19 protein-coding genes and 1 pseudogene are annotated in these 24756 nt (G+C 39.3%); 12 read left to right on the top strand and 8 right to left on the bottom strand.

The window, feature by feature from the left end; all coding sequences use genetic code 11:
* Positions 1-285: 285 nt before the first annotated feature.
* The gene (locus tag F8B77_RS10200; protein WP_151655258.1) at positions 286-1206 is read left to right on the top strand and encodes a manganese-dependent inorganic pyrophosphatase; all 921 of its coding nucleotides are present in this window, start codon (positions 286-288) and stop codon (positions 1204-1206) included.
* 67 nt (positions 1207-1273) lie between these two features.
* On the opposite strand, the gene F8B77_RS10195 is transcribed toward F8B77_RS10200, so the two are convergent.
* A complete protein-coding gene (locus tag F8B77_RS10195) occupies positions 1274-1426 on the bottom strand; it encodes a nonsense-mediated mRNA decay protein NMD3 family protein (protein ID WP_151655257.1) in 153 nt (50 codons plus the stop codon).
* A gap of 271 nt (positions 1427-1697) precedes the next feature.
* Positions 1698-2213, bottom strand: a complete 516-nt coding sequence (locus F8B77_RS10190) for a DUF2062 domain-containing protein (RefSeq protein ID WP_151655256.1) — start codon at positions 2211-2213, stop codon at positions 1698-1700.
* A 6-nt stretch (positions 2214-2219) separates the two neighbouring features.
* Between F8B77_RS10190 and F8B77_RS10185 the strand changes: the two genes are divergently transcribed.
* The 5 genes from F8B77_RS10185 to kdsB are packed head-to-tail and all read left to right on the top strand — an operon-like array spanning position 2220 to position 8225.
* Positions 2220-4529 (top strand): DNA internalization-related competence protein ComEC/Rec2, encoded by a 2310-nt coding sequence (locus F8B77_RS10185; protein WP_151655255.1) that lies wholly within the window; start codon positions 2220-2222, stop codon positions 4527-4529.
* 34 nt (positions 4530-4563) lie between these two features.
* Positions 4564-6312 (top strand): lipid A ABC transporter ATP-binding protein/permease MsbA, encoded by a 1749-nt coding sequence (msbA, locus tag F8B77_RS10180; RefSeq protein ID WP_151655254.1) that lies wholly within the window; start codon positions 4564-4566, stop codon positions 6310-6312.
* A complete protein-coding gene (gene lpxK / locus F8B77_RS10175; protein ID WP_151655253.1) occupies positions 6312-7298 on the top strand; it encodes a tetraacyldisaccharide 4'-kinase in 987 nt (328 codons plus the stop codon). The genes msbA and lpxK overlap by 1 nt, the downstream gene beginning before the upstream one ends.
* 1 nt (position 7299) lies before the next feature.
* Positions 7300-7497 carry a Trm112 family protein gene (locus F8B77_RS10170; protein WP_130046392.1) on the top strand — a complete coding sequence of 66 codons (198 nt, stop codon included), beginning with the start codon at positions 7300-7302 and terminating at the stop codon, positions 7495-7497.
* Entirely contained in the window at positions 7479-8225 is a 747-nt protein-coding gene (gene kdsB, locus F8B77_RS10165; RefSeq protein ID WP_151655252.1) for a 3-deoxy-manno-octulosonate cytidylyltransferase, read from the top strand. The genes F8B77_RS10170 and kdsB overlap by 19 nt, the downstream gene beginning before the upstream one ends.
* A 140-nt stretch (positions 8226-8365) precedes the next feature.
* Here kdsB and elyC read toward each other — a convergent pair whose 3' ends face one another.
* Complete coding sequence (gene elyC / locus F8B77_RS10160; RefSeq protein WP_151655251.1) at positions 8366-9229, bottom strand: envelope biogenesis factor ElyC; 864 nt, start codon at positions 9227-9229, stop codon at positions 8366-8368.
* 135 nt (positions 9230-9364) lie between these two features.
* On the opposite strand from elyC, the gene cmoM reads away from it, so the two are divergent.
* The 5 genes from cmoM to F8B77_RS10135 all read left to right on the top strand — a co-directional run bounded on the left by cmoM (position 9365) and on the right by F8B77_RS10135 (position 17399).
* Positions 9365-10144 (top strand): tRNA uridine 5-oxyacetic acid(34) methyltransferase CmoM, encoded by a 780-nt coding sequence (gene cmoM, locus F8B77_RS10155; protein ID WP_130046389.1) that lies wholly within the window; start codon positions 9365-9367, stop codon positions 10142-10144.
* 25 nt (positions 10145-10169) lie between these two features.
* Complete coding sequence (mukF, locus tag F8B77_RS10150; protein WP_151655250.1) at positions 10170-11507, top strand: chromosome partition protein MukF; 1338 nt, start codon at positions 10170-10172, stop codon at positions 11505-11507.
* The gene (gene mukE / locus F8B77_RS10145; RefSeq protein WP_151655249.1) at positions 11488-12225 is read left to right on the top strand and encodes a chromosome partition protein MukE; all 738 of its coding nucleotides are present in this window, start codon (positions 11488-11490) and stop codon (positions 12223-12225) included. Before mukF ends, mukE begins: the two co-directional genes overlap by 20 nt.
* 2 nt (positions 12226-12227) lie before the next feature.
* Positions 12228-16694 carry a chromosome partition protein MukB gene (mukB, locus tag F8B77_RS10140; RefSeq protein WP_151655263.1) on the top strand — a complete coding sequence of 1489 codons (4467 nt, stop codon included), beginning with the start codon at positions 12228-12230 and terminating at the stop codon, positions 16692-16694.
* Between the two features lie 90 nt (positions 16695-16784).
* Positions 16785-17399, top strand: coding sequence for a DNA-J related domain-containing protein (locus F8B77_RS10135; RefSeq protein WP_151655248.1), 615 nt, complete (start codon positions 16785-16787; stop codon positions 17397-17399).
* 5 nt (positions 17400-17404) lie between these two features.
* Here the strand turns inward: F8B77_RS10135 and F8B77_RS10130 are convergent, their stop codons facing one another.
* The 4 genes and pseudogenes from F8B77_RS10130 to F8B77_RS10115 form a co-directional block, all read right to left on the bottom strand.
* A complete protein-coding gene (locus F8B77_RS10130; protein ID WP_151655247.1) occupies positions 17405-18748 on the bottom strand; it encodes a sensor histidine kinase in 1344 nt (447 codons plus the stop codon).
* A complete protein-coding gene (locus F8B77_RS10125; RefSeq protein WP_045104015.1) occupies positions 18729-19406 on the bottom strand; it encodes a response regulator transcription factor in 678 nt (225 codons plus the stop codon). The genes F8B77_RS10130 and F8B77_RS10125 overlap by 20 nt, the downstream gene beginning before the upstream one ends.
* A 211-nt stretch (positions 19407-19617) precedes the next feature.
* Entirely contained in the window at positions 19618-21081 is a 1464-nt protein-coding gene (gene nagE, locus F8B77_RS10120) for an N-acetylglucosamine-specific PTS transporter subunit IIBC (protein WP_045104014.1), read from the bottom strand.
* 157 nt (positions 21082-21238) lie between these two features.
* Positions 21239-22422 (bottom strand): annotated as a pseudogene (locus tag F8B77_RS10115) (NnrS family protein).
* A gap of 206 nt (positions 22423-22628) precedes the next feature.
* Here F8B77_RS10115 and F8B77_RS10110 point away from each other — a divergent pair.
* A complete protein-coding gene (locus F8B77_RS10110) occupies positions 22629-23474 on the top strand; it encodes an alpha/beta fold hydrolase (RefSeq protein WP_151655246.1) in 846 nt (281 codons plus the stop codon).
* A 70-nt stretch (positions 23475-23544) separates the two neighbouring features.
* On the opposite strand, the gene F8B77_RS10105 is transcribed toward F8B77_RS10110, so the two are convergent.
* Complete coding sequence (locus F8B77_RS10105; RefSeq protein WP_151655245.1) at positions 23545-24570, bottom strand: acyltransferase; 1026 nt, start codon at positions 24568-24570, stop codon at positions 23545-23547.
* Between the last annotated feature and the right edge of the window lie 186 nt (positions 24571-24756).

Below are 24756 nucleotides of genomic sequence, written 5' to 3'. Positions count from 1 at the left end.
TTTAGAAAAGGCTTGTATCGAAAGATACAAGCCTTTTTGTTATCTTTGATTTGAGAAAAGAACCACGGATTCCCCCACCATAAGAACACGCGTGTAGGGAGTTCGAATCTCTCCACCTCTGCCATATTTAAAAAAGGCTTATATCGAAAGGTATGAGCCTTTTTGTTATTTACAATTTCTTACCTTGATTTACGGGCTCAATAGTTTATGTATCTATAGATACTTTCTGTTTTCAAATCGTCTCAATTTGTTAGAATAGCGCCATATTTAAAGGAGAGTAATACAATGTCAATGTATGTAGTGGGTCACAAGATCCCAGATTCAGATTCAATTTGTGGTGCGATTGCACTAGCTTACTTAAAAAATCAAATCGGTGAAGCAGCAACTCCTACTCGTTTAGGTGAAGTGTCTCCTGAGACTGCATTTATCCTTGAAAAGTTTGGCGTACAAACACCTGAATTAAAATTAAGCTATGCTGGTGAAGAGGTTTATATTGTAGATCACTCAGAGCTAACACAAGCACCAGACGATATCGCTGAAGCAACAATTGTCGGTATTGTTGATCATCATAAACTGGGTGATTTAACAACTTCAACACCACTAGAGTGTTGGATCCGCCCTGTTGGTTGTAGTAATACAATCATTAAAATGATGTATGATTTCTACAATGTTGAAATCCCAAAAGACATGGCTGGTATCATGTTATGCGCAATTTTAAGTGATACAGTAATCTTCAAATCACCAACTTGTACAACTGCTGATATCAAGTGTGTTGAAGCACTAGCAGAGATCGCTGGAATTGAAGATTATAAAGCACTTGGCATGGAAATGTTTAAAGTAAAATCTGCAGTAGAAGGTACGCCTGTACGTGATCTTGTAATGCGTGACTTTAAAGATTTCAATATGAATGGCGAGCTAGTAGGTATCGGCCAACTTGAAGTTATCGATCTTGCCGTGTTTGATGAAATCAAAGAAGAATTAGAAGCGGATATCGCAGCAATGAAAGTCGAAGGTAATCGTCATACTATGATCTTACTTTTAACTGACATTATGAAAGAAGGTTCAGAACTACTAGTCGTTAGTGATAATGAAGAGCTAACAGCTAAAGCTTACGGTAAAGCGACAGAAAACGGCCGTGTATGGCTAGATGGCGTGCTTAGCCGTAAGAAACAAGTCGTTCCTCAATTACAAGACGTGTTTGCTTAATCTTTTTGATATAAAGCCAGTTAGGTAAAGAAAAAGCCCATATTGTGAAATATGGGCTTTTTCTCTTCTAGGCTGTTGTTTCTACAATTTTTGGTGATTCAATAAGCCAAACCCCATCTCTTTTTATTACTCCACATTCAGAACAAAGCACCGTGGTTTCGTTGTCTGATATAAGTAATTCATCAGAATGGCATTTTGGGCATTCAATTAATTCATTCATATCAAGTTCCTTAAGCAAGCTGTAAGTGTATAGTTTTGTTTCTTATTAGTATTATGGGTTATACCAATCACTTACTTACCGTGATGAGTATAAGCATCTTATAATGAACGACAATGCTGAAAGACGTTGTTATTATTAATAAGATACCAACAAATATATTACATTAAAGCTGGCATACTGTTTGTTCGCGAGGAAAGTTCTGTGAACTGACAGCAAAATTTTACTGTCAGTTATAGGTGGAAGCTTAAAGATAAGGGTAGATTAGTTTTTGCTATTTTAATCGTAATGTGCGTTTTTGCCAGCTTCGCACTACAGAGTAACGCCAGAGTCCTCGTATGCCAAAGTAACCGATAAGAGATGAGACGACAGCACAAATAGCACAACCTAATAGGAAAGGGGGGCCAATTGTGGACATCTGAGAAGCAATAAATTCCCAAGAAAGCTCAAAATGAAAATGTTGAGTAGGTGTTGATAATATCCAAGCACCAATTTTATAAGCGCCATAAAATAACACAGGCATAGTGACGGGATTACTCACCCAAACTAAAGCGATTGATAAAGGTAAATTTACACTGCAAAGAATAGCTAAACCTGCTGCCATAATCATTTGACTTGGAAGAGGAACAAACGCCATAAATAAGCCGACAGCAAAAGCCCCAGCCGCAGAACGACGGTTTAAGCACCATAGATTTGGGTTATATAAGACGTTACCAAATATCTTTAATGCTTTCTGGCGTTTAATTGTTTCGTGGTTTGGTAAAAAACGTTTAATGAACTTTCTTGGCATGAGTTAATGCTTCTTCTTCGAGACATACGAGTCAAACTCGTTGTCGTAATTCTGATTTTTTTATCATCAGCCTATTGGCCAACAAACCTGCCGTCGCTTGCATTTATATTGTGTGTTTTTAGCTATATAATTATTACGCTAAAATTTCCCCAAGCAAAGTTATTACAAGGCATCCTTCTGGGGTTAGTCATCACTTCCTCACACATAACTTACTATAAAACTCTTAATCAGCTACTTTATAGTCAAGGCCATGATATTACCATCAAAGGTGAAATTCAAAGTCTAATTGCATTTAACAATAGAACATCTTCAATTTTAGTCCAAGTTCGCGGTATTAATAATCATTCAATGAAGTTTTATGATTTACCACGATTAAGGCTATCAATTCGAGATTATCAGAAGCAATTTAGCCAAGAGTCAGAAACCATTCTATTTAAACAGGGTCAGTTGTGGGAAATGAATGTAAAACTACGTCCGCCCATTGGCCGACATAATGAAGTAGGCTATAAGCTTGAAGACTATGCACTAGCTAAAGGAATCCACTCATACGGTAAAATAAGTAATGCTACCTTATTAGAAGATAAGCCCTCCTATCGAGCTCAATGGTTTCAAAAAGTCTATGAGAATACAGTTAATGAATCGCATCAATCGTTACTCCTTGCACTGACCTTTGGTTACAAAGGAGAGATTAGTGCCTCTGAGTGGCGTGCGCTTCGTAACTCTGGTTTGGCGCATTTAATGGCAATATCCGGGCTGCATATTGGGTTTGTTTTTGCAATTGGTTGGTGGGTAGGTAAGAGGGCTCGTCTTGTTTTTTCTCAAAAAAATCAGCGATGGTTGCCTATTATTCTCGGCTGTCTGTTTGCTGTTTTCTATGCGTGGCTTGCGGGTTTTTCACTTCCTACGATTAGGGCTTTGATTGCCTGTTTTATCGTATCTATTTTATTAATATACCGGTTACGTTGGCCGAAACATCAATTATTATTGTGGTGTTTATTCCTATGTTTGTTACTCAATCCTTTTTCTTCCCTTTCTATGAGTTTTTGGCTTTCATTTAGTGCGGTATGCGTAGTTTTTCTGTCTCTTCATTTTTATCAGATCATTGTTTACGCCAAAGACCAACCATTATTTAGAAAGTGGCAACAAGTCATCTTTATACAATTTGCGCTTTTTATTTTATTAGCGCCGATTCAAGGTATTTTCTTTTCCGGTGTAAGTTACTTATCACCATTCATCAATCTTCTATCTGTACCTTGGGTTAGTTTTTTTACGGTACCGTTAAGTCTAGCTTCAGTTATTATGGAACAATTCAGTAATGACATTGCAAAAATAGGATGGGAGTGGGCTAGTTTATCTATATCCCCAGTATGGTGGTTAGCTAGACATGCGGAGCAATCATGGGTTGTATTACCAAATCATATTAATATGTTGTTGTACGCTGTTATTTTTATTTTATCTCTTAAGTTGTTACTTCCCATACGTTTTTTTATTCAGCCAATTATACTTTTATTTATCGGGTCACTGTTTATTAAGCCAGAAAGAGAGTGGCAAGTTGATTTTTTAGATGTGGGGCATGGTTTATCACTACTATTATCTAATCAAGGGCATACCGTTGTTTATGATACAGGAGGGAGGTGGCGAACTGGCAGTATTGCTGAAAGTGTTATTGAGCCTATTTTGCATCATCGAGGAATAAGGAATATTGATGGCCTGATCCTCAGTCATTCAGATAACGATCACGCAGGCGGGAAAAATTATTTAATAGATACTTTCAGCCCTAATTGGGTCAGAGCAAGTGAGAAAGGCAGTAATCACCAACCATGTATTAAAGGTGAAGAGTGGAAAGTAGCAGGAATGCATTTTACCGCAATTTGGCCACCGAGAATGGTAAGCCGTGCGTATAATCCTCACTCATGCGTTATAAAACTAAGTATAGATAAGTGGTCTTTTTTATTAACTGGCGATATTGATGCCATTTCAGAGATGTTGATTTTAAATCAAAATACATTTGATGATATCGATGTATTTTTGGTTCCTCATCATGGTTCTAATACTTCGTCAACCAAGCGATGGGTAAAAGTAATGGAAGGGAAGGTTGGTGTAGTATCTGCCGGAAGGTTTACTCCCTGGAATTTACCTAATCCAGAGATTAAAGATAGGCACTTAGACAATCAGGTACTTTGGTTAGATACTGCTCAATTAGGGCAAATAAGTCTAAGCTCAAAAGGTGAGAAGTTATCAATTGAAGCTTATTCACTGCACAATCAAAATACTTGGTACAGAAAGCTATTTGGCGATAATCTAAATTCAGAGTAGAATATAGATAATTGTATATGAAGAATAAGTACTTATGACTATTGAAAAAGACGAATCTACATGGGCAACATTTAAGCGTTTATGGCCACATATCTCACTATATAAAGCGGGTCTTGCCGTTGCCGTTGTAACACTGATTATCAATGCGTTAAGCGATACCTACATGATCTCTTTGCTAAAACCACTTTTAGATGATGGTTTTGGTAACGCAGATTCTGATTTCTTAAAGAAAATGCCATTTATTATTCTAGCCATGATGTTTATCAGAGGTTTGAGTGGATTTATTTCTGGTTATTGCATGAGTTGGGTTGCGAGTAACGTGGTTATGCGTATTCGTCGTCAAATCTTCAATCATTTTATGCATATGCCTGTAAGCTATTTTGATCAAGAATCAACTGGGCGTTTATTATCTCGAATTACTTATGATTCAGAGCAAGTGGCTTCGGCAACCAGTAAAGCCTTAGTTAATATTGTGCGTGAATCAGCCAGTATTATTGGTTTACTTGGCTTGATGTTTTGGAACAGCTGGCAGTTATCTCTTGTACTGGTCGTTGTTGCTCCTATTGTTGCTTTTGCTATTAGCTTTGTTTCTAAACGTTTTAGAAAGATCAGTAAAAACATGCAAACGGCAATGGGCTCATTAACGGCAACCTCAGAGCAGATGCTTAAAGGCCATAAAGTGGTTCTTAGTTACGGTGGTCAAAAGGTTGAATCTGAGCGTTTTGACAATATTAGTAACCATATGCGTCAGCAAGGTATGAAAATGGTGGTAGCTCAAGGTTTAGCTAACCCTATTATTCAAATGATTGCTTCGTTCGCTCTAGTTACTGTACTTTATTTAGCAAGTGTAGATTCGATTAAAGAGACGTTGACACCGGGTACCTTTACCGTTGTATTTTCAGCAATGTTTGGTTTATTACGCCCATTAAAAGGCTTAACGAGCGTTACTTCTGATTTCCAGCGCGGTATGGCAGCATGTCAGACGCTGTTTGAATTGATGGACATGGATAAAGAAAAAGACGACGGTAATATTGAAAGAGACACCATAAAAGGTGATATAAAAGTTGATAATGTGACCTTTACTTATCCAACCGCGGATGCACCAGCACTACGTAGTGTAAGTTTTGATCTTCCAGCAGGTAAAACCATCGCATTAGTGGGCCGTTCAGGTTCAGGTAAGAGTACCATCGCTAACTTGTTTACTCGCTTTTATGATGTCGATTCAGGTGAGATTAGCCTTGATGGCGATAAGATTGAAGATTATCGCTTACCAAACTTGCGTAAACATTTTGCTTTAGTCTCTCAAAATGTTCATCTATTTAATGATACCGTTGCAAATAACATCGCTTATGCCTCTGAAGGTAAGTTTACGCGGCTAGAGATAGAAAAAGCGGCAGAGCTTGCTTATGCATCTGATTTTATTAATAAGATGGATGACGGTTTTGATACCATGATTGGTGAAAATGGCGCAAGTTTATCTGGTGGTCAACGCCAGCGTATTGCGATTGCTCGAGCATTATTACAAAACGCACCAGTATTAATTCTTGATGAGGCAACATCTGCACTTGACACCGAATCTGAAAAAGCGATCCAATCAGCATTAGATGAGCTTCAAAAAGACAAAACGGTATTAGTTATTGCTCACCGCTTATCAACGATTGAAGATGCCGATCAGATCTTAGTTGTTGATGAAGGTGAAGTGGTTGAACGTGGTAATCATGCAGAACTTATCGCTCATGATGGGGCTTATGCTCAATTACATCGTATTCAGTTTGGTGATTAATGATTGAAAAAATTTGGTTTGAGAACCATTTTTTAGGAAAGCTCTTGTGGCCATTATTGTGGCCACTTAGTTGCTTATTTAAATGGATCGCAACAAAGCGAAAATCAGATTACCAACGTGGTAAAAAGCAGAGTTATCGTTCATCGGTTCCTGTTGTTGTCGTTGGTAATATTACCGCTGGTGGAAATGGTAAAACACCTGTTGTTGTATGGCTTGTCGAACAGCTTCAACTAAAAGGCTATAAAGTAGGGGTTGCCTCTCGTGGCTATGGTGGTAAAGCCCCTTACTATCCTTATTTATTAACTGAAACGACAACGCCTGATATTTCAGGTGATGAGCCTGTTTTAATTAAACAACGCACTAAAGCTGAAGTTGCTGTTGCGCCCATTCGCAGCGAAGCGGTTAAAATGCTTGAGCAACAGGGTGTTGATTTTATAATTACTGATGATGGCCTACAGCACTATGCACTTCAACGAGACATAGAGTTTATTGTTATTGATGGAAAGCGCCGTTTTGGTAATCAGCATTATATTCCTCTAGGCCCATTAAGAGAGGGAGTAGAGCGTTTATCTAGTGTGGATTTCTTAATTTGTAATGGTGGAGAGCCTCAAGAAAATGAGGTGTCGATGCGACTTCAGCCAAGTGAAGCAATTAATTTAATTACAGGTGAAAGACGCAGTGTTTCTTCATTATCTAATTTGGTTGCTTTTGCTGGAATAGGGCATCCGCCACGTTTTTTTGAAACGCTGAATCAGCTGAAAGCGAATGTGGTTCATACTCAAGGGTTTGAAGATCATAAAGCGTTTGAACAGACAGAAATAGAACAATTAATGAAACATGGCGATCAGTTAATTATGACTGAGAAAGATGCAGTAAAATGTCAGTCTTTTGCTCAATCGTCATGGTGGTATTTACCTGTTGATGCTCAATTCCCAGAAGAAAAAGCACAACAAATATTAAATAAAATTATTGAGGTAAAAGAATAATATGGATTATCGTCTTCTTGAAATCGTAGCTTGCCCGGTATGTAAAGGAAAACTGAACTACGATAAAGATAAGCAAGAGCTTATTTGTAAAATTGATCGTCTTGCATACCCAATTAAAGAAGGCATTCCTGTAATGCTTGAACCTGAAGCGCGTCGCATGACAATGGAAGAGGTAGAGTTATGTCGTTCACAGTCATAATCCCTGCGCGTTACCAATCAACTCGGTTACCAGGTAAGCCATTAGCGGATATTTGTGGTAAACCAATGATCCAATGGGTTTACGAACAAGCGTCAAAAGCAGGTGCAGATCGTGTGATCATCGCAACCGATGACAGCCGTATTGAAGCGGTAGTTAAAGGTTTTGGTGGTGATGTATGCATGACATCACCAAATCACGAATCAGGCACTGAACGTCTTGCTGAAGTGATTGAACAGTGCGGTATTTCAGCGGATGAGATCGTTGTAAATGTACAAGGCGATGAACCACTAATTCCACCAAGTATCATTCAACAAGTGGCTCAAAACTTGTCAGACTCAGTTGCACCAATGGCAACACTTGCAGTGACCATTGATGAAGAAGACGAAGTGTTTAATCCTAACGCAGTTAAAGTCGTTACCGATGCTGAAGGTTATGCGTTGTATTTCAGCCGAGCGTCGATCCCATGGGATCGTGATGCTTTTGCTCAAGGTGAAACATTAACAGCAAATCCTTTGCTTCGTCATATCGGTATTTATGCGTATCGTGCTGGTTTTATTAATACTTATATTAATTGGCAGCCAAGTGTTCTTGAGAAAATTGAGTGTTTAGAACAACTTCGTGTTCTTTGGTATGGTGAAAAAATCCATGTTGCAGTTGCAAAAGAAGCACCAGCAGCAGGTGTAGATACACCAGAAGATTTAGAGAAAGTGCGCGCTATTCTTAAATAATACCAATCACAGTTATCTGGTTTTTTAATAAGCTAGGATGATCGGTTATTTACTACGATTGGTATAAACACTTCTTTGTATACTAAAAAGCCCGAATCTATTTTAATAGCTTCGGGCTTTTTTTAAGTGACCAAATGTTATTAGCTTTTATTCGGTAAAGGTAATGATTGCTTTATTTCATCTACTTTATCTATCACATCTTCCATATCAAGCTGTGGTGTTTCTTGTGCTTGTTTTTCTTTTTCCATAACAAGATCTTTAAGCTGCATAAACCAGCGGCCCATTTGCTCATACCAAAAACGTTCAGACTGTTCTAAGTATTTCGCTTTAGGTGCATATTTTTCCCATGTCTGCTTTATTTCAGAATGCGCTAAATAATTGGTCGGGGCAGGTGTCGGAGTCATTCCTAGATAGTTAAACTCTGCCATAGCTCGTGGCATATGACTTGCTGAAGTGACAAGAACTACCGTTTTATCACCTACTGCATTAAATGTCTGCATTGCTTCTTCATGGGTATCACGAGCACTTTCTAATAATAGAATATCCGATTTATTAACCCCTAATGACAGTGCAACGCGTGCCATCATGCGAGCATGACTAACCGTTGTTCCACCGTTATAGCCAGATAGAATCATTTTGGAACCAGGATACATACGATAAATACGGATCCCTTCTGTCAATCTCATGACAGCGGCTCTAGATAGCTCTGAAATAGGTGATATTTCATCGTCAACAACATGACCATTTCCAAGAACAAGTACGTACTCAACTGGTGTCTCTGGTGCAATAAACGAAGGGTAGATTCGTTCAGTCGATTTTAATAATGGTGTTGTGATTGGTTGAAAAGAGAGCAGGAAAATACCCAAAAGAGATAAAGTTAATAAAAAAGAGGCAAATCCTTTCTTTTTAGAAAACCATAAAATCATTAATCCAATGAACCCTATCAGGAGTAAACCTGGAAGGGGCATCAACATGGATGACAAAAACTTCTTTAACTCAAACATATTTTTTAACTATTACCGATGATATAGAATGAAAAATCACCACTTGAGAGCAAAAAACAGCGTCATGCTGTTACTTCCTTGAGCTCTTATGCGACAATGCGTGTTTCAAATAGATAATATCATAACTTAACCACTGTGAATAAAGACCGTAATTTCGATGACATCGCCCACAAATTTGCCAAGAACATCTATGGTTCTGATAAGGGTGGGATCCGCCAAACAATTGTGTGGCAAGATATGGAAACTATCTTAGCTGAAAATAATGCAAAATCTGAGCCACTTACCGTTTTAGATGCTGGGGGGGGGATAGGGCAGGTTTCTCAGCAAATAGCAAAACGTGGTCATTCTGTCACGTTATGTGATATTTCTTCAGAAATGTTGAAATTAGCGAAAGAAGCAGTCGAAGACAATGGTTTATTGCCGCAATATCAATTTATTCATACTGCTGTACAACAAATTGAACAGTATAATATCGGGGAGGTTGATATTCTTCTATTTCATGCGGTTATGGAATGGTTAGATAACCCAAAAGAAGCATTAGATATTCTTTTAAAACAAGTAAAACCGGGTGGGTATGCCTCCATCATGTTTTATAATCATCATGGTCTTGTGCTCAAAAATGTGATTTGTGGTAATATTCCACATGTTTTAGATGGTATGCCTCATCGAAAAAGGTTTAAGTTACAGCCTCAAAAAGGTCTAATGCCTAATGACGTGTATCAGTGGATTGAAGATGCTGGTTATGAAATTAAAGGAAAATCGGGTATTCGTTCATTTCATGATTACATAGGTAATATGGAATACATGGGCGATTACCAAATAGAAGACGTTCTAAAGCTCGAAGAGCAGTTATGCCGTCAAGAACCTTATCTCTCTCTTGGCCGTTATATTCACGTATGGGCGAAGAGAAAATAATAATGATGTACATAAAGGATACACAATGAGTGAGTTTTCTAATGCTGTTACAGACCAAACAGTTGATGAGCTGGTTGGTTGGGTAAAGCAGCACGATTTCTCATTGAATTTGCCAACCGAGCGTTTGGCATTTTTGTTGGCCATTGCTGTTCTCAGTAATGAAAGATTTGATGATGAGCTGGGTGAAGGAGAGCTTCACGATGCGTTTGGTATCATCAGTGGTTTATTTGGTCAATCCAATGACACCATTGCTTTTCGTGCGAACAATGCAATCAATGAATTAGTAAAACAACGTTTAATTAGCCGTTTTAGTGGTGAAAGTACCGATGGAATGAATATCTATCGTCTTACGCCATTAGCTATCGGGATCACTGATTATTATGTGCGTCACCGTCAATTCTCTAAATTGAAGCTTTCTATTCAATTGGCGATGGTAGCAGAAGAGATCCAAAAAGCATCAAAAGCGGCGGAAAAGGGCGGTGAAGCAAAACACTGGCGTAAAAACGTTTATGGTGTTCTGAAATACTCAGTAGGTGAGATCTTTGATCGTATCGATTTAAACCAACGTGTTATGGATGAACAACAGCAATCAGTAAAAGAAGAAATTGCAGAACTTTTAAACCAAAATTGGCGTGAAGCGATTTCTAGCTGTGAAAAACTGCTTGATGAAACATCAGGTAACTTACGTGAACTGCAAGATTCATTGCAGGCTGCGGGTGATCAGCTGCAAACAGAACTGCTGAATATTCAAGAAATTGTTTATCGTGATGAAGAGCTCGAGTTTATTGATGCTCTACTGTATTCATTACAAATGAAGTTAGACCGTATCGTAAGTTGGGGTCAACAAGCGATTGATCTTTGGATTGGTTATGACCGACATGTTCATAAGTTCATCCGTACCGCTATTGATATGGATAAGAACCGAGCATTTAGCCAGCGTTTACGTGATTCAGTTAAAGGTTACTTTGATGCACCTTGGTTACTGACTTATGCAGATGCTGCTCGTTTACGTGATATGCGTGATGAGGCACTGATGCTGCGTGATGATGAAGTAACCGGTATTGTTCCAGATGAAATGGAATACGAAGAATTAAGTGTTATCACCGATATTCTTGCAGAGCGTGTAGCAGAGATGCTTCAACATCATAAAGATACGGGCGAAGCGATTGAGTTAGGTACTATTCTTAAGAATTACCTAGCGACATACCCACATTCTCAGCACTTTGATCTTGCCCGTCTAGTGGTAGATCAAGCGGTGCGCCTCGGTTATTCAGAAGCCGATTTCCAAGCCGTTCAACCTGATTGGCAATCTATTAACGAATTCGGTGCGAAGGTACAAGCAAATGTCATTGACAAATATTGAAGAATTTATGCCTGAGAAGTTAGCAAAAGCAATTGCTAATCCATTATTCCCAGAGCTGGACAGTTTATTACGTTCTGGTCGTCATATAGCCAGTGAAGATTTAGATAATCATGGACTACTGTGTGAATTTGAACATGAATTAGGCCTGTTTTATCAACGTTATAACGCTGAACTAGTAAAGGCACCTGAAGGTTTTTTCTATTTACGTCCACGTTCAACGTCTTTCATTGCGCGTAGCATATTGGCTGAAATCGACATGCTTGTTGGTAAAGTATTGTGTTTTTTATACTTAAGCCCTGAGCGTTTGGCTCACGAAGGTATCTTTACCAACCAAGAATTGTTCGATGAACTACTCGTATTAGCTGACGAACAAAAGTTGATGAAGCTAGTAACAAACCGTGCTTCTGGTTCTGATTTAGATAAAGAAAAGCTGTTTGATAAAGTTCGTACTTCACTGCGCCGTTTAAAGCGTCTAGGTATGATCATTCAAGTGGGTGAGCAAGGTAAATTTCGTATAAGTGAAGCGGTTTTCCGTTTTGGTGCCGATGTACGTACAAGCGATGACATGAAAGAAGCACAATTACGTTTAATCCGTGATGGTGAAGCGGTAGTTGTTCATCAAGAAGAAGCAAGCCAATCTAGTTTGGATCTTGATATAGATAACAACGAAAAACCGGCTGAAGAGCAACATGAATTAGAATTGGAAGGTGATCTATGAGTATGGTTGAACGTGGTAAATATCAATCACTCACCATGGTTAACTGGAACGGCTTTTTTGCCCGTACTTTTGACATTGATAATCTAGTAACCACACTTTCTGGTGGTAACGGTGCGGGTAAGTCGACCACAATGGCGGCGTTCATTACAACGCTTATTCCCGATCAATCACTACTGCATTTTCGTAACACAACTGAAGCAGGTAGCTCACAAGCGTCTCGTGATAAAGGCCTGCACGGTAAATTAAAACCGGGTGCATGTTATGCTGCGCTAGACATTGTTAACTCTCGTAAGCAACGTGTACTTTTTGCGGTTAAATTACAGCAAGTAGCAGGTCGTGATAAGAAAGTAGACATCAAGCCATTCATTGTTGTTGGTTTACCAAGCCATGTAAAACCAACGGATTTAATGATTGAATCTGTTTCTGAAAATCAAGCTCGTGTTCGTCAAATCAATGACGTAAAAGACATTGTTTCACAGTACGAAGGCGTTCAATTTAAAGCGTTCAATTCAGTAACCGACTATCACGCTCAAATGTTTGATTACGGTGTATTACCGAAGAAACTTCGTAACACAAGCGATCGTTCTAAGTTCTATCGTTTAATCGAAGCTTCTTTATACGGTGGTATTTCAAGTGCGATCACGCGTTCTTTACGTGATTACTTATTGCCACAAAATGGTGGTGTTAAGAAAGCCTTCCAAGATATGGAAGCGGCACTGCGTGAAAACCGTATGACATTAGAAGCGATTAAGACGACTCAGTCTGATCGTGATCTATTCAAGCATCTCATCACAGAATCAACTAACTATGTTGCTTCAGATTACATGCGTCATGCGAATGATCGCCGTAATAAAGTAGAACAAACATTAACGCACCGTGTTGAGTTAATGAATGCACAACGAAGCTTAGTGGATCTATCGTCTGTATTAAACAATATGCAGAGTGAATTAGAGCAGCTTACTGAATTAGAGTCAGGTCTTGAGCAAGATTACCAAGCCGCGTCAGATCATCTTCAATTAGTGCAAACAGCCGTTCGTCAACAAGAGAAGATTGAACGCTACTCTGAAGATCTAGAAGAGCTAACAGAGCGTCTAGAAGAGCAAGTGATGGTGGTGGAAGAAGCCGCTGAACAACTTGCGATGTCAGAAGAGCAAGCACAATTAACTGAAGAAGAAGTTGATAGCCTTAAAACACAACTTGCTGATTACCAACAAGCGTTGGATATGCAGCAAACTCGTGCGCTTCAATATCAACAAGCGGTTAAAGCGCTTGAAAAAGCACAACAGCTAACAGCTAATGATGAACTAACGCAGAACAATGCAATCGATCTTCAATCTGAATTAAAAGCAAAAGAAGAACTTCAAACCACAGCATTACTTGCGATTAAGCATAAGCTGGATCTTTCTTCTGCAGCGGTTCAACAATTTGAACGTGGCTTGGCATTAGTTACCTCAATTGCAGGTCATGTTGAGCGTAATGAAGCATCAGATAAGGCAAAAGCTTTAATTGAACAAGCTCGCCAGTTCAACAATATTGCAGAGCGTGCAGAGCAGCTGAAAGCACAATATAAAGATCTTGAACGTGCTGTTCGACTACAACGTCAAGCTCAAGAATTAGCAACAGAATACGCAAAACGTTTCAATATCACGATTGATTCTGAAATGGTTCTTGAAGAGGAGCAAGCACGTCATGAAGAGATGCTTGAAACCGTTCAAGAGCAGCAAGAAAACATTGTTGATAAACGTTCAGAGCTAAAACGCCAAGAACAACAATATCGTTCAGAATCTCATCGTTTAGAGTCTATTGCGCCTAAATGGATTGCAGCAAATGACGCATTACACAAGCTGAATGATCAATGTGGTGTTGAACTGGAAGATAGCCAAATGGTTATCAGCCAAATGCAAGAAACGCTAGAAAATGAGCGTGTATTGTCGACAAACAAAGATCGTCTAGCTGCTCGTAAAGAAGAGTTAGAATCTGAAATTGAGCGTCTAGCAGCCCCTGGTGGTAGTGGTGATGCACGCCTTAAAGGTCTTGCGGATACACTAGGTGGTGTACTGCTTTCTGAGATTTACGATGACATTACATTAAGTGATGCGCCGTACTTCAGCTCATTATACGGTCCAGCTCGTCACGCGATCGTTGTTTCTGATTTATCAGGCATTAAAGATAAACTGGTTGATCTTGAAGATTGTCCGGATGATCTTTACATCATTGAAGGTGATATCGATGCGTTTGATGACAGTGTATTTGATGCAGATGAAATGGAGAATGCGGTTTGTGTTCATCTAAATGATCGCCAAATGCGTTACTCTCGTTTCCCTGAACTACCATTATTTGGTCGTGCAGCTCGTGAACAGCGTTTAGATACGTTACGTGAAGAACGTGAGATTGCCGTTGAAGAACACGCAAAAGCGGCGTTTGATTCACAAAAATTACAGCGCCTATACCAAAGCTTCAATGGCTTTGTATCAACACACCTTGCTGTGGCATTTGATGCGGATCCAGAAGTTGAATTGAAACATGCTCGTGAACAACTAGCACAAGTTAGCCGTCAGTTAACAGAATTGGTTGCGACAGAGCAGCAACATAAATCACAAATTTCAGCGTCTAAAGAAGCGTTATCTCAACTTGCTAAGATCGCACCTCATATCAATGTGCTTGAAGATGAAACCATCACAGAGCGTTTTGAAGAGATCAGTGTTCAAGTTGAACAAGTATCAGAAGCAGAAAGTTTCCTACGTCAAAATGGCAAAGCGATTGCAGAGTTAGAAACACTGCAACGTGCGCTAGAAGTGGATCCTGAGCAATTTGATGCACTAAAAGCAGAGCATGAGCAAATCGATGCGCAGCTACAAAGCATTAAAGCCCAATTGTTTGCAATTTCTGATTTAGTAGAGCGTCGTCATCACTTTGGTTATGAAGATGCCGTTGCACTACTTAATAAGAGCAGTGAACTAAACGAACAACTTAAAGCGAAATTAGTACAAGCAGAACAAGCGCGTACTAAGGCAAAAGAGCAGCAGAAACAAGCTCAATCTCAAGCAAACCAATATAATCAAGTAATGGCATCGCTTAAGAGCTCGCATCAAGCAAAACAAGAAACGGTTCAAGAGTTTAAACGTGAACTGCAAGAGTTTGGTGTTCATGCTGATCATAGCGCATTAGAGCGTGCTGAAGTTCGTAAGGGTGAATTGAACGAGCGTCTACACAGTTCTCGTGGCCGTAAGAGTGAGCTAGAAAAAGGTATCACATCAAACGAGCTTGAGATCAAAGGTTTAGTTAAGCAATCTCGTAAAGTTGAAAAACTGTACAAAGAGCTACGCACGTTTGTGGTTAACGCAAAAGCGGGCTGGTGTTCAGTTCTACGCTTAGCTCGTGAGAATGATGTAGAACGTCGTCTACATAAACGTGAGCTTGCGTACTTAAGTGCAGAAGAACTGCGTTCAATGTCGGATAAATCATTAGGTGCGCTTCGTCTTGCTGTTGCAGATAACGAAGACCTGCGTGATTCGCTGCGTGCTTCTGAAGATACAAGTAAACCAGAGCGTAAGGTTCTATTCTACATTGCGGTTTATCAGCATCTTCGTGAGCGTATTCGCCAAGATATCATTCATACTGATGATCCGGTTGAAGCCATTGAAGAGATGGAAACTGAGCTTGGTCGTCTGACTGAAGAGCTGACGTCTCGTGAAAACCGTTTAGCGTTGAGCTCTGAAAGTGTTGCGAACATTATTCGTAAGACCATTCAGCGTGAGCAAAACCGTATTCGTATGCTGAACCAAGGTTTATCACAAATTGGTTTTGGTCAAGTAACGGGTGTTCGTCTAAATGTAGGTATTCGTGAAACTCACGCAACGCTACTAGCGGGTCTGTCTGAGCATCAAGCACAGCATCAAGACTTGTTTGGTAATCCTCGCTTTACGTTCTCAGAAGCAATTGCGAAACTGTTCCAACGAATTAACCCACATATCGATGTTGGCCAACGTTCACCACAAACACTAGGTGAAGAGTTACTGGATTACCGTAACTACCTTGAGCTAAACATTGAAGTAAACCGTGGTGCTGATGGTTGGTTACAAGCAGAATCAGGTGCACTATCAACTGGTGAAGCGATTGGTACAGGTCAAGCGATCTTATTAATGGTTATCCAAAGTTGGGAAGAAGAGTCTCGTCGTCTTCGTAGTAAAGACATTATGCCTTGTCGTCTATTATTCTTGGATGAAGCGGCACGTCTGGATGGGAAATCTATTGCGACGTTATTTGAATTGTGTGACCGTCTGGACATGCAACTTCTTATCGCAGCACCAGAGAACATCAGCCCAGAGAAGGGGACAACTTATAAACTGGTTCGTAAGATCTTTAAAGATCGCGAGCACGTTCATGTGGTCGGTCTTAAAGGCTTCGGGCAAGAGTCGGCAGCAAGTCGTACTCAACAAACGCTAGAAGAAGCAGAGATTGCGGAATAGTGCGTTAAGTTTGTAAATAAATGGCAGTCAGAAATGGCTGCCATTTTTTATGATTATTATGTTAATTGAACAAATGAGGCATAAGAAGTAATGGACAGGTATTTAGATAAATCAGACGGTCAGTTTGAAAATCCATTGGTATGGCCGTTGTTTGAGGTATTACAAGAAACAGATCAAGAATGGAAAGTTCATACGCTATCTTCGCATTTGATCGAAAAAGGTTTATTAACACAGCTTGATGAAAGCCCAGATAAAGATCTGTTTAAACGTAATTTTTTGATCATGAATGCTCTGTATCAACTTCAAACTGAGTTGTATCCAGAGCAATGGTTGCAAGTCGAAGCCATGAACATACAGTTGTTCTCGGTGGCAGAAACAGAAGGGTCAATACAGGCAATTGATACAGTACATCCACTTCGAGAATATTATTTAGAGTGGACAAATTACCAAGTTGAAGAAGATGAGGTTAAACGCCTATTAAACGAGTTCTGGAGTAATTATCGTCGATATTTAGGCGGCTCTAGAGCTGTAGCATCAATGGATCGAATTCAAGCGTTGAAGCTGTTTGGTTTGTCAGAAAGTGCTACTGCTAAAGACATTAGAAAGCAATGGCGAAAATTGGCGATGAAGCATCACCCAGACAGAGCAAGCGGTGATGCGGATAAGTTCAGAGTGATGTGTGAAGCTTGGAACGTATTGCGTTAATATAATTACTTGTTTACGGTTTCATCAAATAGTAAACGTGCTCGCAGGCCTGGGTAATTATCGCTTAGGCTTATTCTTCCATTGTGTATTTTCATAACGGTTTTAACCAGAGCAAGGCCTAAACCAAAACCATGCTCTGTTCGGCTAGGATCTAAACGCACTAATTGATCTAATGCTCGCTCTCTATCTTCTGGTTTTATTCCCATACCATTATCAGCAACAACGACACCAAAGCAATCGACAATCACCTCAATTACCCCGCCATTATGAGTGTATTTAATCGCATTATCGATGATATTAAATACGGCACGAAAAAGCAGGCTTGGGTTGGCGTATAAGGGGCAGGGCATCTCTATAGTTAAATATAACTTTTGTTGTTTGTCTAATGCGGTAGGCTCTGCAAATTCAATGGCGTCTTGCACTATTTTACTGAGCTCACACTGTTGTTTATTAACGGGAGTTCCGCCATTTTCTAAGTGATATAACTCCATCATGCCATTGAAGGTATCAAGCAGAAGGGAGAAATCGGATTGTATGTTTTCTAATTTATCCTGATGATAATCGCTTACAGTATTATCATACAAAAGATCTTCAATACGTAGTTTAATGCGTCCCATTGGGGTTCTTAAATCGTGAGCAATATCTACGGTTAAGGATTTAAGTTTAGATTCACTCTGCTCCATTTGCTCTAGCATATTATTCAAATGCAAAGCCAGTAAATCAAATTCATTCATATCTGGCCCCACTTTTAAACGAACGTTGCGCTCACCTAGCATCACTCGGTTCATGGTTTGATTAACAAGGTTTAATCGTTTAAGAATGTATACGGCAATTAGGATTGCGATTAAGCATAAAGCGATAAAGGGGAAAAAAGTACCCCAAATAACAGATGAATCTAATTGTTTTTTAAAGCTTAAGTAACGCTCTTGATCAATGCCAATAATTAATTCAGAACCATCAGGAAGCTCAACTGTCGTTGCCCTCATATTGGGTAAATCATTATAGGCTTGATATTGTTTTATTTGAGCAATAACAGGGTAGGACGTTGCCGACGTGTCCGTTGGTGAAGGACTAGCATGATTAGCAATATGGTAAATATAACGGTTACTTTCTTTGCTGTTATTAATGCTTTGCTGAACAGCTTCAATGCCTTCAGCACTTGCGATGGCTTGAAGTTGTGAAGTCTCACCACGTAACCATTCATCAAGGTTTTGGCTATATAAATGCAAAGAGGTTGAATACAGTTGATACAGCAATAATGCCATCATTAAGAATAAGCCAACAGCAAACCAAATTAAGAGTTTTAAAATCGATGAACGGTAGAGCTCATCACGCTTGTCTAATAACATAGCCAGCCCCACGTACCGTTTCAATCAGGTTTACTGCGCCACCGTGTTCTAGCTTTTTACGCAATTTAGCGATATGAACATCAATAACGTTGGTTTTAGGATCAAAATGATAATCCCAAGCAGCTTCAAACAATCGCATGCGAGAAACGACTTCATCGACATGCTCTACAAGAAAACGTAATAAAATAAACTCTTTATTCTGTAATGCGATAGGGACGTTGTTTATTGTGACCTTTTGAGAGCGAAGATTAATGGTTAGATTATTGATCTGTATTTCATTTAGCGTATTTTCTATTGGACGGTTACGGCGCAAGATAATATTAATACGTGCTAGTAGCTCTGCTAAAGCAAATGGTTTTGTTAGATAATCATCACTGCCTGCGGTTAAGCCTTCAACACGTTGGTCTACACTATCTAGTGCGCTAAGAATAAGAACAGGTGTATTGTTATCCGTCGCTCTAATTGCAGATAAAATCTTTAAGCCATCAAGGTTAGGAAGCATGCGATCTAGCACAATTAACTGATATTCACAGCTAATTGCCATCATTAAGCCTTCTTTACCATCGCCAGAACTATCGACAATAAAGCCTTCTTGTTCTAATGCTTTAGCAATAAAGTCACGGGTGGTTTGATCGTCTTCTATAACCAATATTTTCATAAGAATTCTCTATATTTAGTTCATACATTGTAGCAAGAAAAAGAGAGTGATTAGATAACTAGTTTTGAAAATAACGAAAATAGGAATACATCATAAAGAGCCTTAAAGGGGGAAGAATTAAGGCTCTTGAGTTGTACTCCATAACATCTGGTACGAACATTATGGGGCTGATACCAATTTAACTAAATATGGTTCGTATTTAATTAGATTGCTATTCTGCTTTTAAAATCACTTTCATTTCAGCAGCAACTTTATCTACTTTTCCTAGGCCAATGATTACTTGTAAGCCACCTTTACCCATTGGAACAACACCTGCTGCACCAATTGATTTCAGCTTATCTTTATCAGCAAGGCCAGAGTCTTTTACTGTTAAACGTAGGCGAGTAATACAGTTATCTACTTCTAGAATATTGTCTGCACCACCAATTGCTTCAATGTAGGCATTGGTTACATCTGTAATGTTCTCTTCTACAGAGTCATCTTTATTCATGTCTTCACCACGACCTGGAGTTAGGAAGTTAAACTTCTTAATCGCGAATCTAAAGATGGTGTAGTAAAGAACAAAGAATACAAGACCTTGTGGGATCAACATGTACCATTTAACCGCTAATGGATTTTGGCTTGAAAGTACAAAATCGACTAAACCTGCAGAGAAACCAAAACCAGCCATCCATTCCATGCTTGCAGCGATGAACAGAGATAGACCCGTTAAGATTGCATGGATCAGGTATAACCACGGAGCAAGGAACATGAAGCTGAATTCTAGCGGTTCAGTGATACCAGTAAAGAATGACGCCATTGCAGCTGCAAGCATGATAGAGAATACCGCGGCTTTATTGCGTTTTTCTGCACAGTGGTACATAGCCAGTGCAGCACCAGGAAGACCAAACATCATGATAGGGAAGAAGCCAGCTTGGTACATGCCTGTTTGACCCGGAATACCAGTGCCGTTAGCAATAGACTGTGCGCCACCTAAGAAGTTTGGAATATCGTTAATACCAACAACATCAAACCAGAACACAGGGTAAAGCGCATGGTGCATACCAACACTTAGCATTAAACGGTTAAAGAAACCAAATAGACCCGCACCTACAGCACCCATTGATTGAAGTTGAGTACCAAATGAGATTAGCGCATCAAAAATAGCAGGCCATACGTAAAGCAGTACGAATGATAGAGCCATACCAGCAATTGATGTCAAGATAGGAACAAGACGCTTGCCACTAAAGAAAGCAAGTGCTTTTGGTAGCTCAACCGTAGAGTATTTGTTGTAAATTTCAGCAGAAATAATACCAACAATAATACCAATAAACTGGTTATTAATTTTAGCGAACGCCGCAGGAACTTGATCTAAAGGGATGTTTTCAAGTTGAGCCACAACCGCAGGAGAAAGAAGGGTAGTAACAACGGTAAAAGAGATGAAACCTGCTAGTGCCGCCGAACCGTTTTTGTCTTTACTCAAACCAAACGCCACACCAATGGCAAATAGCATCGGCATCACATCAATGATAGCTCCGCCTGATTTAATTAAAAACGCAGCGAATACACTGTTGGCACCCCAACCAGTTGGATCCATCCAGTAACCAACACCCATTAATATCGCGGCAGCAGGAAGCGTAGCGACAGGAACCATCAGCGCTTTACCTACTTTTTGCATGTAACCTAATACATTCATATTATATTCCTCAAAGTAAAAATCGTAATTATTTTTAAACTAAGAGAAGAATACAGAGGGGAAGATTAAGGAAAGGTTGTGCCAACATTAACTATTGTTAATGTTGACAGTAATATTAAGAATATGTGAGTTGGATCTTGTTTATTCGTGCTGTAAATTAACCTGGGTGACCATCAACACGTTTTTTGCATAGCATAGGGGCAAAATGCCAAACAAATAGACCAAATGCAAATGCCCATAATACTGCAGCAATATTGATCATATTCATCATGTATTCAGGGAACAAGATCACGCCGACAGAGCGAATCACAGCAGCAAGAATAATAGCCGAGAAAGCAGGCCACATAACAGGTCCTTTATAGATTTCTCTACCAGTATGACCCATAGTGACACGAGCAATCATTGCTAAAATCACCCCGCCTAATGCACCAATAGCGAAGAGATGAATTGCTGTGTGCGAAATAAAACTATTATTAGCAAAACCACGAATTAATAGGCTTAAAGGGATACATAAATAACCAGCATGAAGAGACCATACTAATGGTTCACTCAGTGTTTTATACCCTTTCCAGCTAATCATACGAATAAGTTGTGCTGATCCTGCTATCACCATTAAGTACGGGCTAATTTCGGCAGAGGTAATAGGGAAAAAGCTAAGAATAAATAGCATTGCCAGCGGAATATTACATAAGGCTTCTAACCACATCATCGGCTGTGCTTTTTCAAACTGAAAGCGACGTGCAGTAAAGAATGGGATTACTCGTGCCCCCATTACTGAAATTAATAGCGTAAACCACCAAAGCATGGATTCCCAAACCGCAGCAGAAGTAAATGGTGGCATGCCTTTAATTGTTGCGTAACTAGCGAAGTTCGCGGCAATAGCGACTAAAAACAGCGGAATGAAGAAGAAGTTACGAACGCCTTTAGTTTTGATTACACGAAATCCAACTTCATACGCAATAGCAAGCATAAACAATGCTTCGATACTTGAAATTAACCAAAGTGGTGCTGAAGTCCAGAATAACACTCTTGGTAACAGCCATAATAAGACAATCAAACCGAGTCGTTTATCGGAAGTTCCTTTAACACCAGTCCAATTCTGAACGGCACTAACACAAAACCAGCGACAATAGCCATCGAAAAACCAAAAAGCATTTCATGTACGTGCCACCAAAGCGCTGGAACTTGTAGATAAGAGGGCTGGCCAGTTTGGAACGCCCAAATCCAAATTACAACAGCGATAATGGCGTAAATGCTGCCTAATAAAAAGAAAGGGCGAAAGCCTAGACGTAGGATCGGTGGGATCTTCTCTTCAACGGCTTTATCTGTAATGTTTATCATAATTTGTTCTCAACTTTTAATGACAAAATAAGTATAACTGAAATAAAACCCAATAACATGTATTTTTTATACATGTTATATTTCGGGTGTATTTTTAGATTACACAATAGAGTTTGTGATCTAATTGTTAAATTTTAAAGTGCTCTATCGACAAAGAGGATACTTTAGATAAGATGCACATATAGAAATTATAAATGGACGTACTCATGAGTCAGGAAATTTACTTTGGTACAGAGAACAAGTTTAGCTTTAAACGAAGTGCTTTAAATGCAGTAACGCGTTTGCATCACTTATTGATCCCCAGTCACGCGAAGAAGATGGGGCGTAAATTACTATTAACTCCTGTAAGAACCAAATCAAAAAACTCTGAGCCAGAAGGGTTAATAAAGAGTAAGTTGAACTCATCTGAAGGTGAACTTAGTCTTTATCAACTTGGCTCTGGTCCTACTTGGGTACTGGCCCATGGCTGGTCGGGGAATTCGAGTCAATTCTATCCATTAATGGAATACATCGCATCGAAGGGGTTTACCGCCGTTGCTTTTGATCACCCAGCTCATGGTGCAAGTGAGGGAAAACATGCCCATTTACCTGCGTTTATTGAAGGTTTAAATGCGATATTGGATTCTTGTGATGATGTGGTGGGGATAGTCGCACATAGCATGGGAACGGCTGCGGTACTCGAATGTCATCATGTGAAGTTGGATAATGCACCTTTACTGTTAATTGCACCAGTACTTAACTATACCGAGAATTTATTCCGTAGCATTGAGCGCTCTGGGTACTCAATTAAATTATTTAAAGCGATTGTTGGTGATATAGAAGATCAATACCAGCGTTCTATTGATAGTTTTAACCCGTATCAACGCTTAACGCAAAGAGAAGCGCTAACCATCATTGTTCATGATAAAGAAGATCGCTTTAGTAGTTTTGATCTCTCTAAATCAGCTTCTGAGTATATTAGGCAGGTAACCTTATATCCAACAACGGGCTTAGGTCATGGTCGAGTAATGGCGAGTGATGAGGCGAAGAGAGCGTTTGATGTATTAAGTTAATTGAAATTAATTCAATAAGTCGTGAGATAAAACAGATGCATCGCAGGAGCTGGATGCATCTGTTTTTTTATTATCTAAATAACAATCGACGCAGTGGTGTTCTATTGATCGCTAAAACAAACAAAGTAGATGCTCCAGCCGTTCCAAACACAATCACAAAATCTCTTAGTGCTAAAGTCAGTCCCATCATTCCGGTAATGTTTAAGAACACAACCACAAAGAGTAGGTGGCATACATAAATGCCAAGAACATGCTTGCTTAACGTGAAGGTGATAGGGTGCTGACCAAGTTGTGGGTTTGATAACAATAGAAAAAACAGACCGATGCCAATGAGTGGGGTTCCAATTAAGAAATCATGCAGGTTAAAAGGAACGTCAAGACTTGTTAGCCAATAAGCCTCACTAAAATGAATAGCAAAACCAACCAGTAATAAGATCAAAGCGTTAGTTGATGAAAGCGTAATCTCTCTTCTTCTTAATTCAAATCCAATGACTACCATTAAAGTGCTAAAGAAAGGGCCATTTCGAGTAAAAAACGGAGTCCAAACGTCGGTGAGAGTTTGGTAGCTACCGCCTGCAAGTCCATATAAATACAAGATAACCGCAATAGGAATAAGCCATGTTGTTTTGTTAAAATGAACGAATAAACCAATAATAGCAACGGCGATAATAAGAGCTGGAATAAACCATAAGTGCACCATTCCCCCTTCCATGATTGCATTAAGAGGGTTCTGAGTTAGCCAGTTCCAATATCCAGTACGTTCTGCTAGATAACCGCTTTCAGCAACCTTTTTCCAGTTAAAAGGCATTGCTAGGCATAAAGCACTCCATACTAACCAAATCTTAAATAACGGAGCAGAGTAAGACTGTATTGTTTTTAAAGGAGTCGCGGTTAATTTAGGTTGAATAAAATAACCGGATAAAATGAAAAAGAAAGGAACGGCAAAACGAGTGAATTGATTAAAAGCATAACCAAAAACAGGGATATCCTCCATCAGGAGGTACGTCATAAATACTTGTGAGTGCAAAGCAATAATCGCAAACATAGCAATAAGCCTTCCGAGCTCTAAGCTTGCGATTTTTTGAGAGTTTTCCATTAAAATAACATCCTTAATTTTTTGCGTAATCTATCAAGGACTTTTAACAAAATATATGAGTTAGATTAATTCGTTGAGATTTTTGCATTGGATGTTTTCATAAATGAGAGGGTTTTCACATAAAACCGTTGACCTTACCCCTAGTGGAAGCCTTAATATCTGACCAATTCTGAATATATGAATATA

This window comes from Aliivibrio finisterrensis (genome assembly GCF_008933155.1).
Classification (GTDB): Bacteria; Pseudomonadota; Gammaproteobacteria; order Enterobacterales; family Vibrionaceae; genus Aliivibrio; species Aliivibrio finisterrensis.
Note: the sequence above shows the minus strand (reverse complement) of the source record. Positions and strands in the feature narration are given on the sequence as shown.

Excerpts from the sequence above, each read along its gene's own strand:
- F8B77_RS10200 (WP_151655258.1), top strand. The coding sequence starts at position 286 with ATGTCAATGTATGTAGTGGGTCACAAGATCCCAGATTCAGATTCAATT.
- F8B77_RS10195 (WP_151655257.1), bottom strand. The coding sequence starts at position 1,426 with ATGAATGAATTAATTGAATGCCCAAAATGCCATTCTGATGAATTACTT.
- F8B77_RS10190 (WP_151655256.1), bottom strand. The coding sequence starts at position 2,213 with ATGCCAAGAAAGTTCATTAAACGTTTTTTACCAAACCACGAAACAATT.
- F8B77_RS10185 (WP_151655255.1), top strand. The coding sequence starts at position 2,220 with ATGCTTCTTCTTCGAGACATACGAGTCAAACTCGTTGTCGTAATTCTG.
- msbA (WP_151655254.1), top strand. The coding sequence starts at position 4,564 with ATGACTATTGAAAAAGACGAATCTACATGGGCAACATTTAAGCGTTTA.
- lpxK (WP_151655253.1), top strand. The coding sequence starts at position 6,312 with ATGATTGAAAAAATTTGGTTTGAGAACCATTTTTTAGGAAAGCTCTTG.
- F8B77_RS10170 (WP_130046392.1), top strand. The coding sequence starts at position 7,300 with ATGGATTATCGTCTTCTTGAAATCGTAGCTTGCCCGGTATGTAAAGGA.
- kdsB (WP_151655252.1), top strand. The coding sequence starts at position 7,479 with ATGTCGTTCACAGTCATAATCCCTGCGCGTTACCAATCAACTCGGTTA.
- elyC (WP_151655251.1), bottom strand. The coding sequence starts at position 9,229 with ATGTTTGAGTTAAAGAAGTTTTTGTCATCCATGTTGATGCCCCTTCCA.
- mukF (WP_151655250.1), top strand. The coding sequence starts at position 10,170 with ATGAGTGAGTTTTCTAATGCTGTTACAGACCAAACAGTTGATGAGCTG.
- mukE (WP_151655249.1), top strand. The coding sequence starts at position 11,488 with ATGTCATTGACAAATATTGAAGAATTTATGCCTGAGAAGTTAGCAAAA.
- mukB (WP_151655263.1), top strand. The coding sequence starts at position 12,228 with ATGGTTGAACGTGGTAAATATCAATCACTCACCATGGTTAACTGGAAC.
- F8B77_RS10135 (WP_151655248.1), top strand. The coding sequence starts at position 16,785 with ATGGACAGGTATTTAGATAAATCAGACGGTCAGTTTGAAAATCCATTG.
- F8B77_RS10130 (WP_151655247.1), bottom strand. The coding sequence starts at position 18,748 with ATGTTATTAGACAAGCGTGATGAGCTCTACCGTTCATCGATTTTAAAA.
- F8B77_RS10125 (WP_045104015.1), bottom strand. The coding sequence starts at position 19,406 with ATGAAAATATTGGTTATAGAAGACGATCAAACCACCCGTGACTTTATT.
- nagE (WP_045104014.1), bottom strand. The coding sequence starts at position 21,081 with ATGAATGTATTAGGTTACATGCAAAAAGTAGGTAAAGCGCTGATGGTT.
- F8B77_RS10110 (WP_151655246.1), top strand. The coding sequence starts at position 22,629 with ATGAGTCAGGAAATTTACTTTGGTACAGAGAACAAGTTTAGCTTTAAA.
- F8B77_RS10105 (WP_151655245.1), bottom strand. The coding sequence starts at position 24,570 with ATGGAAAACTCTCAAAAAATCGCAAGCTTAGAGCTCGGAAGGCTTATT.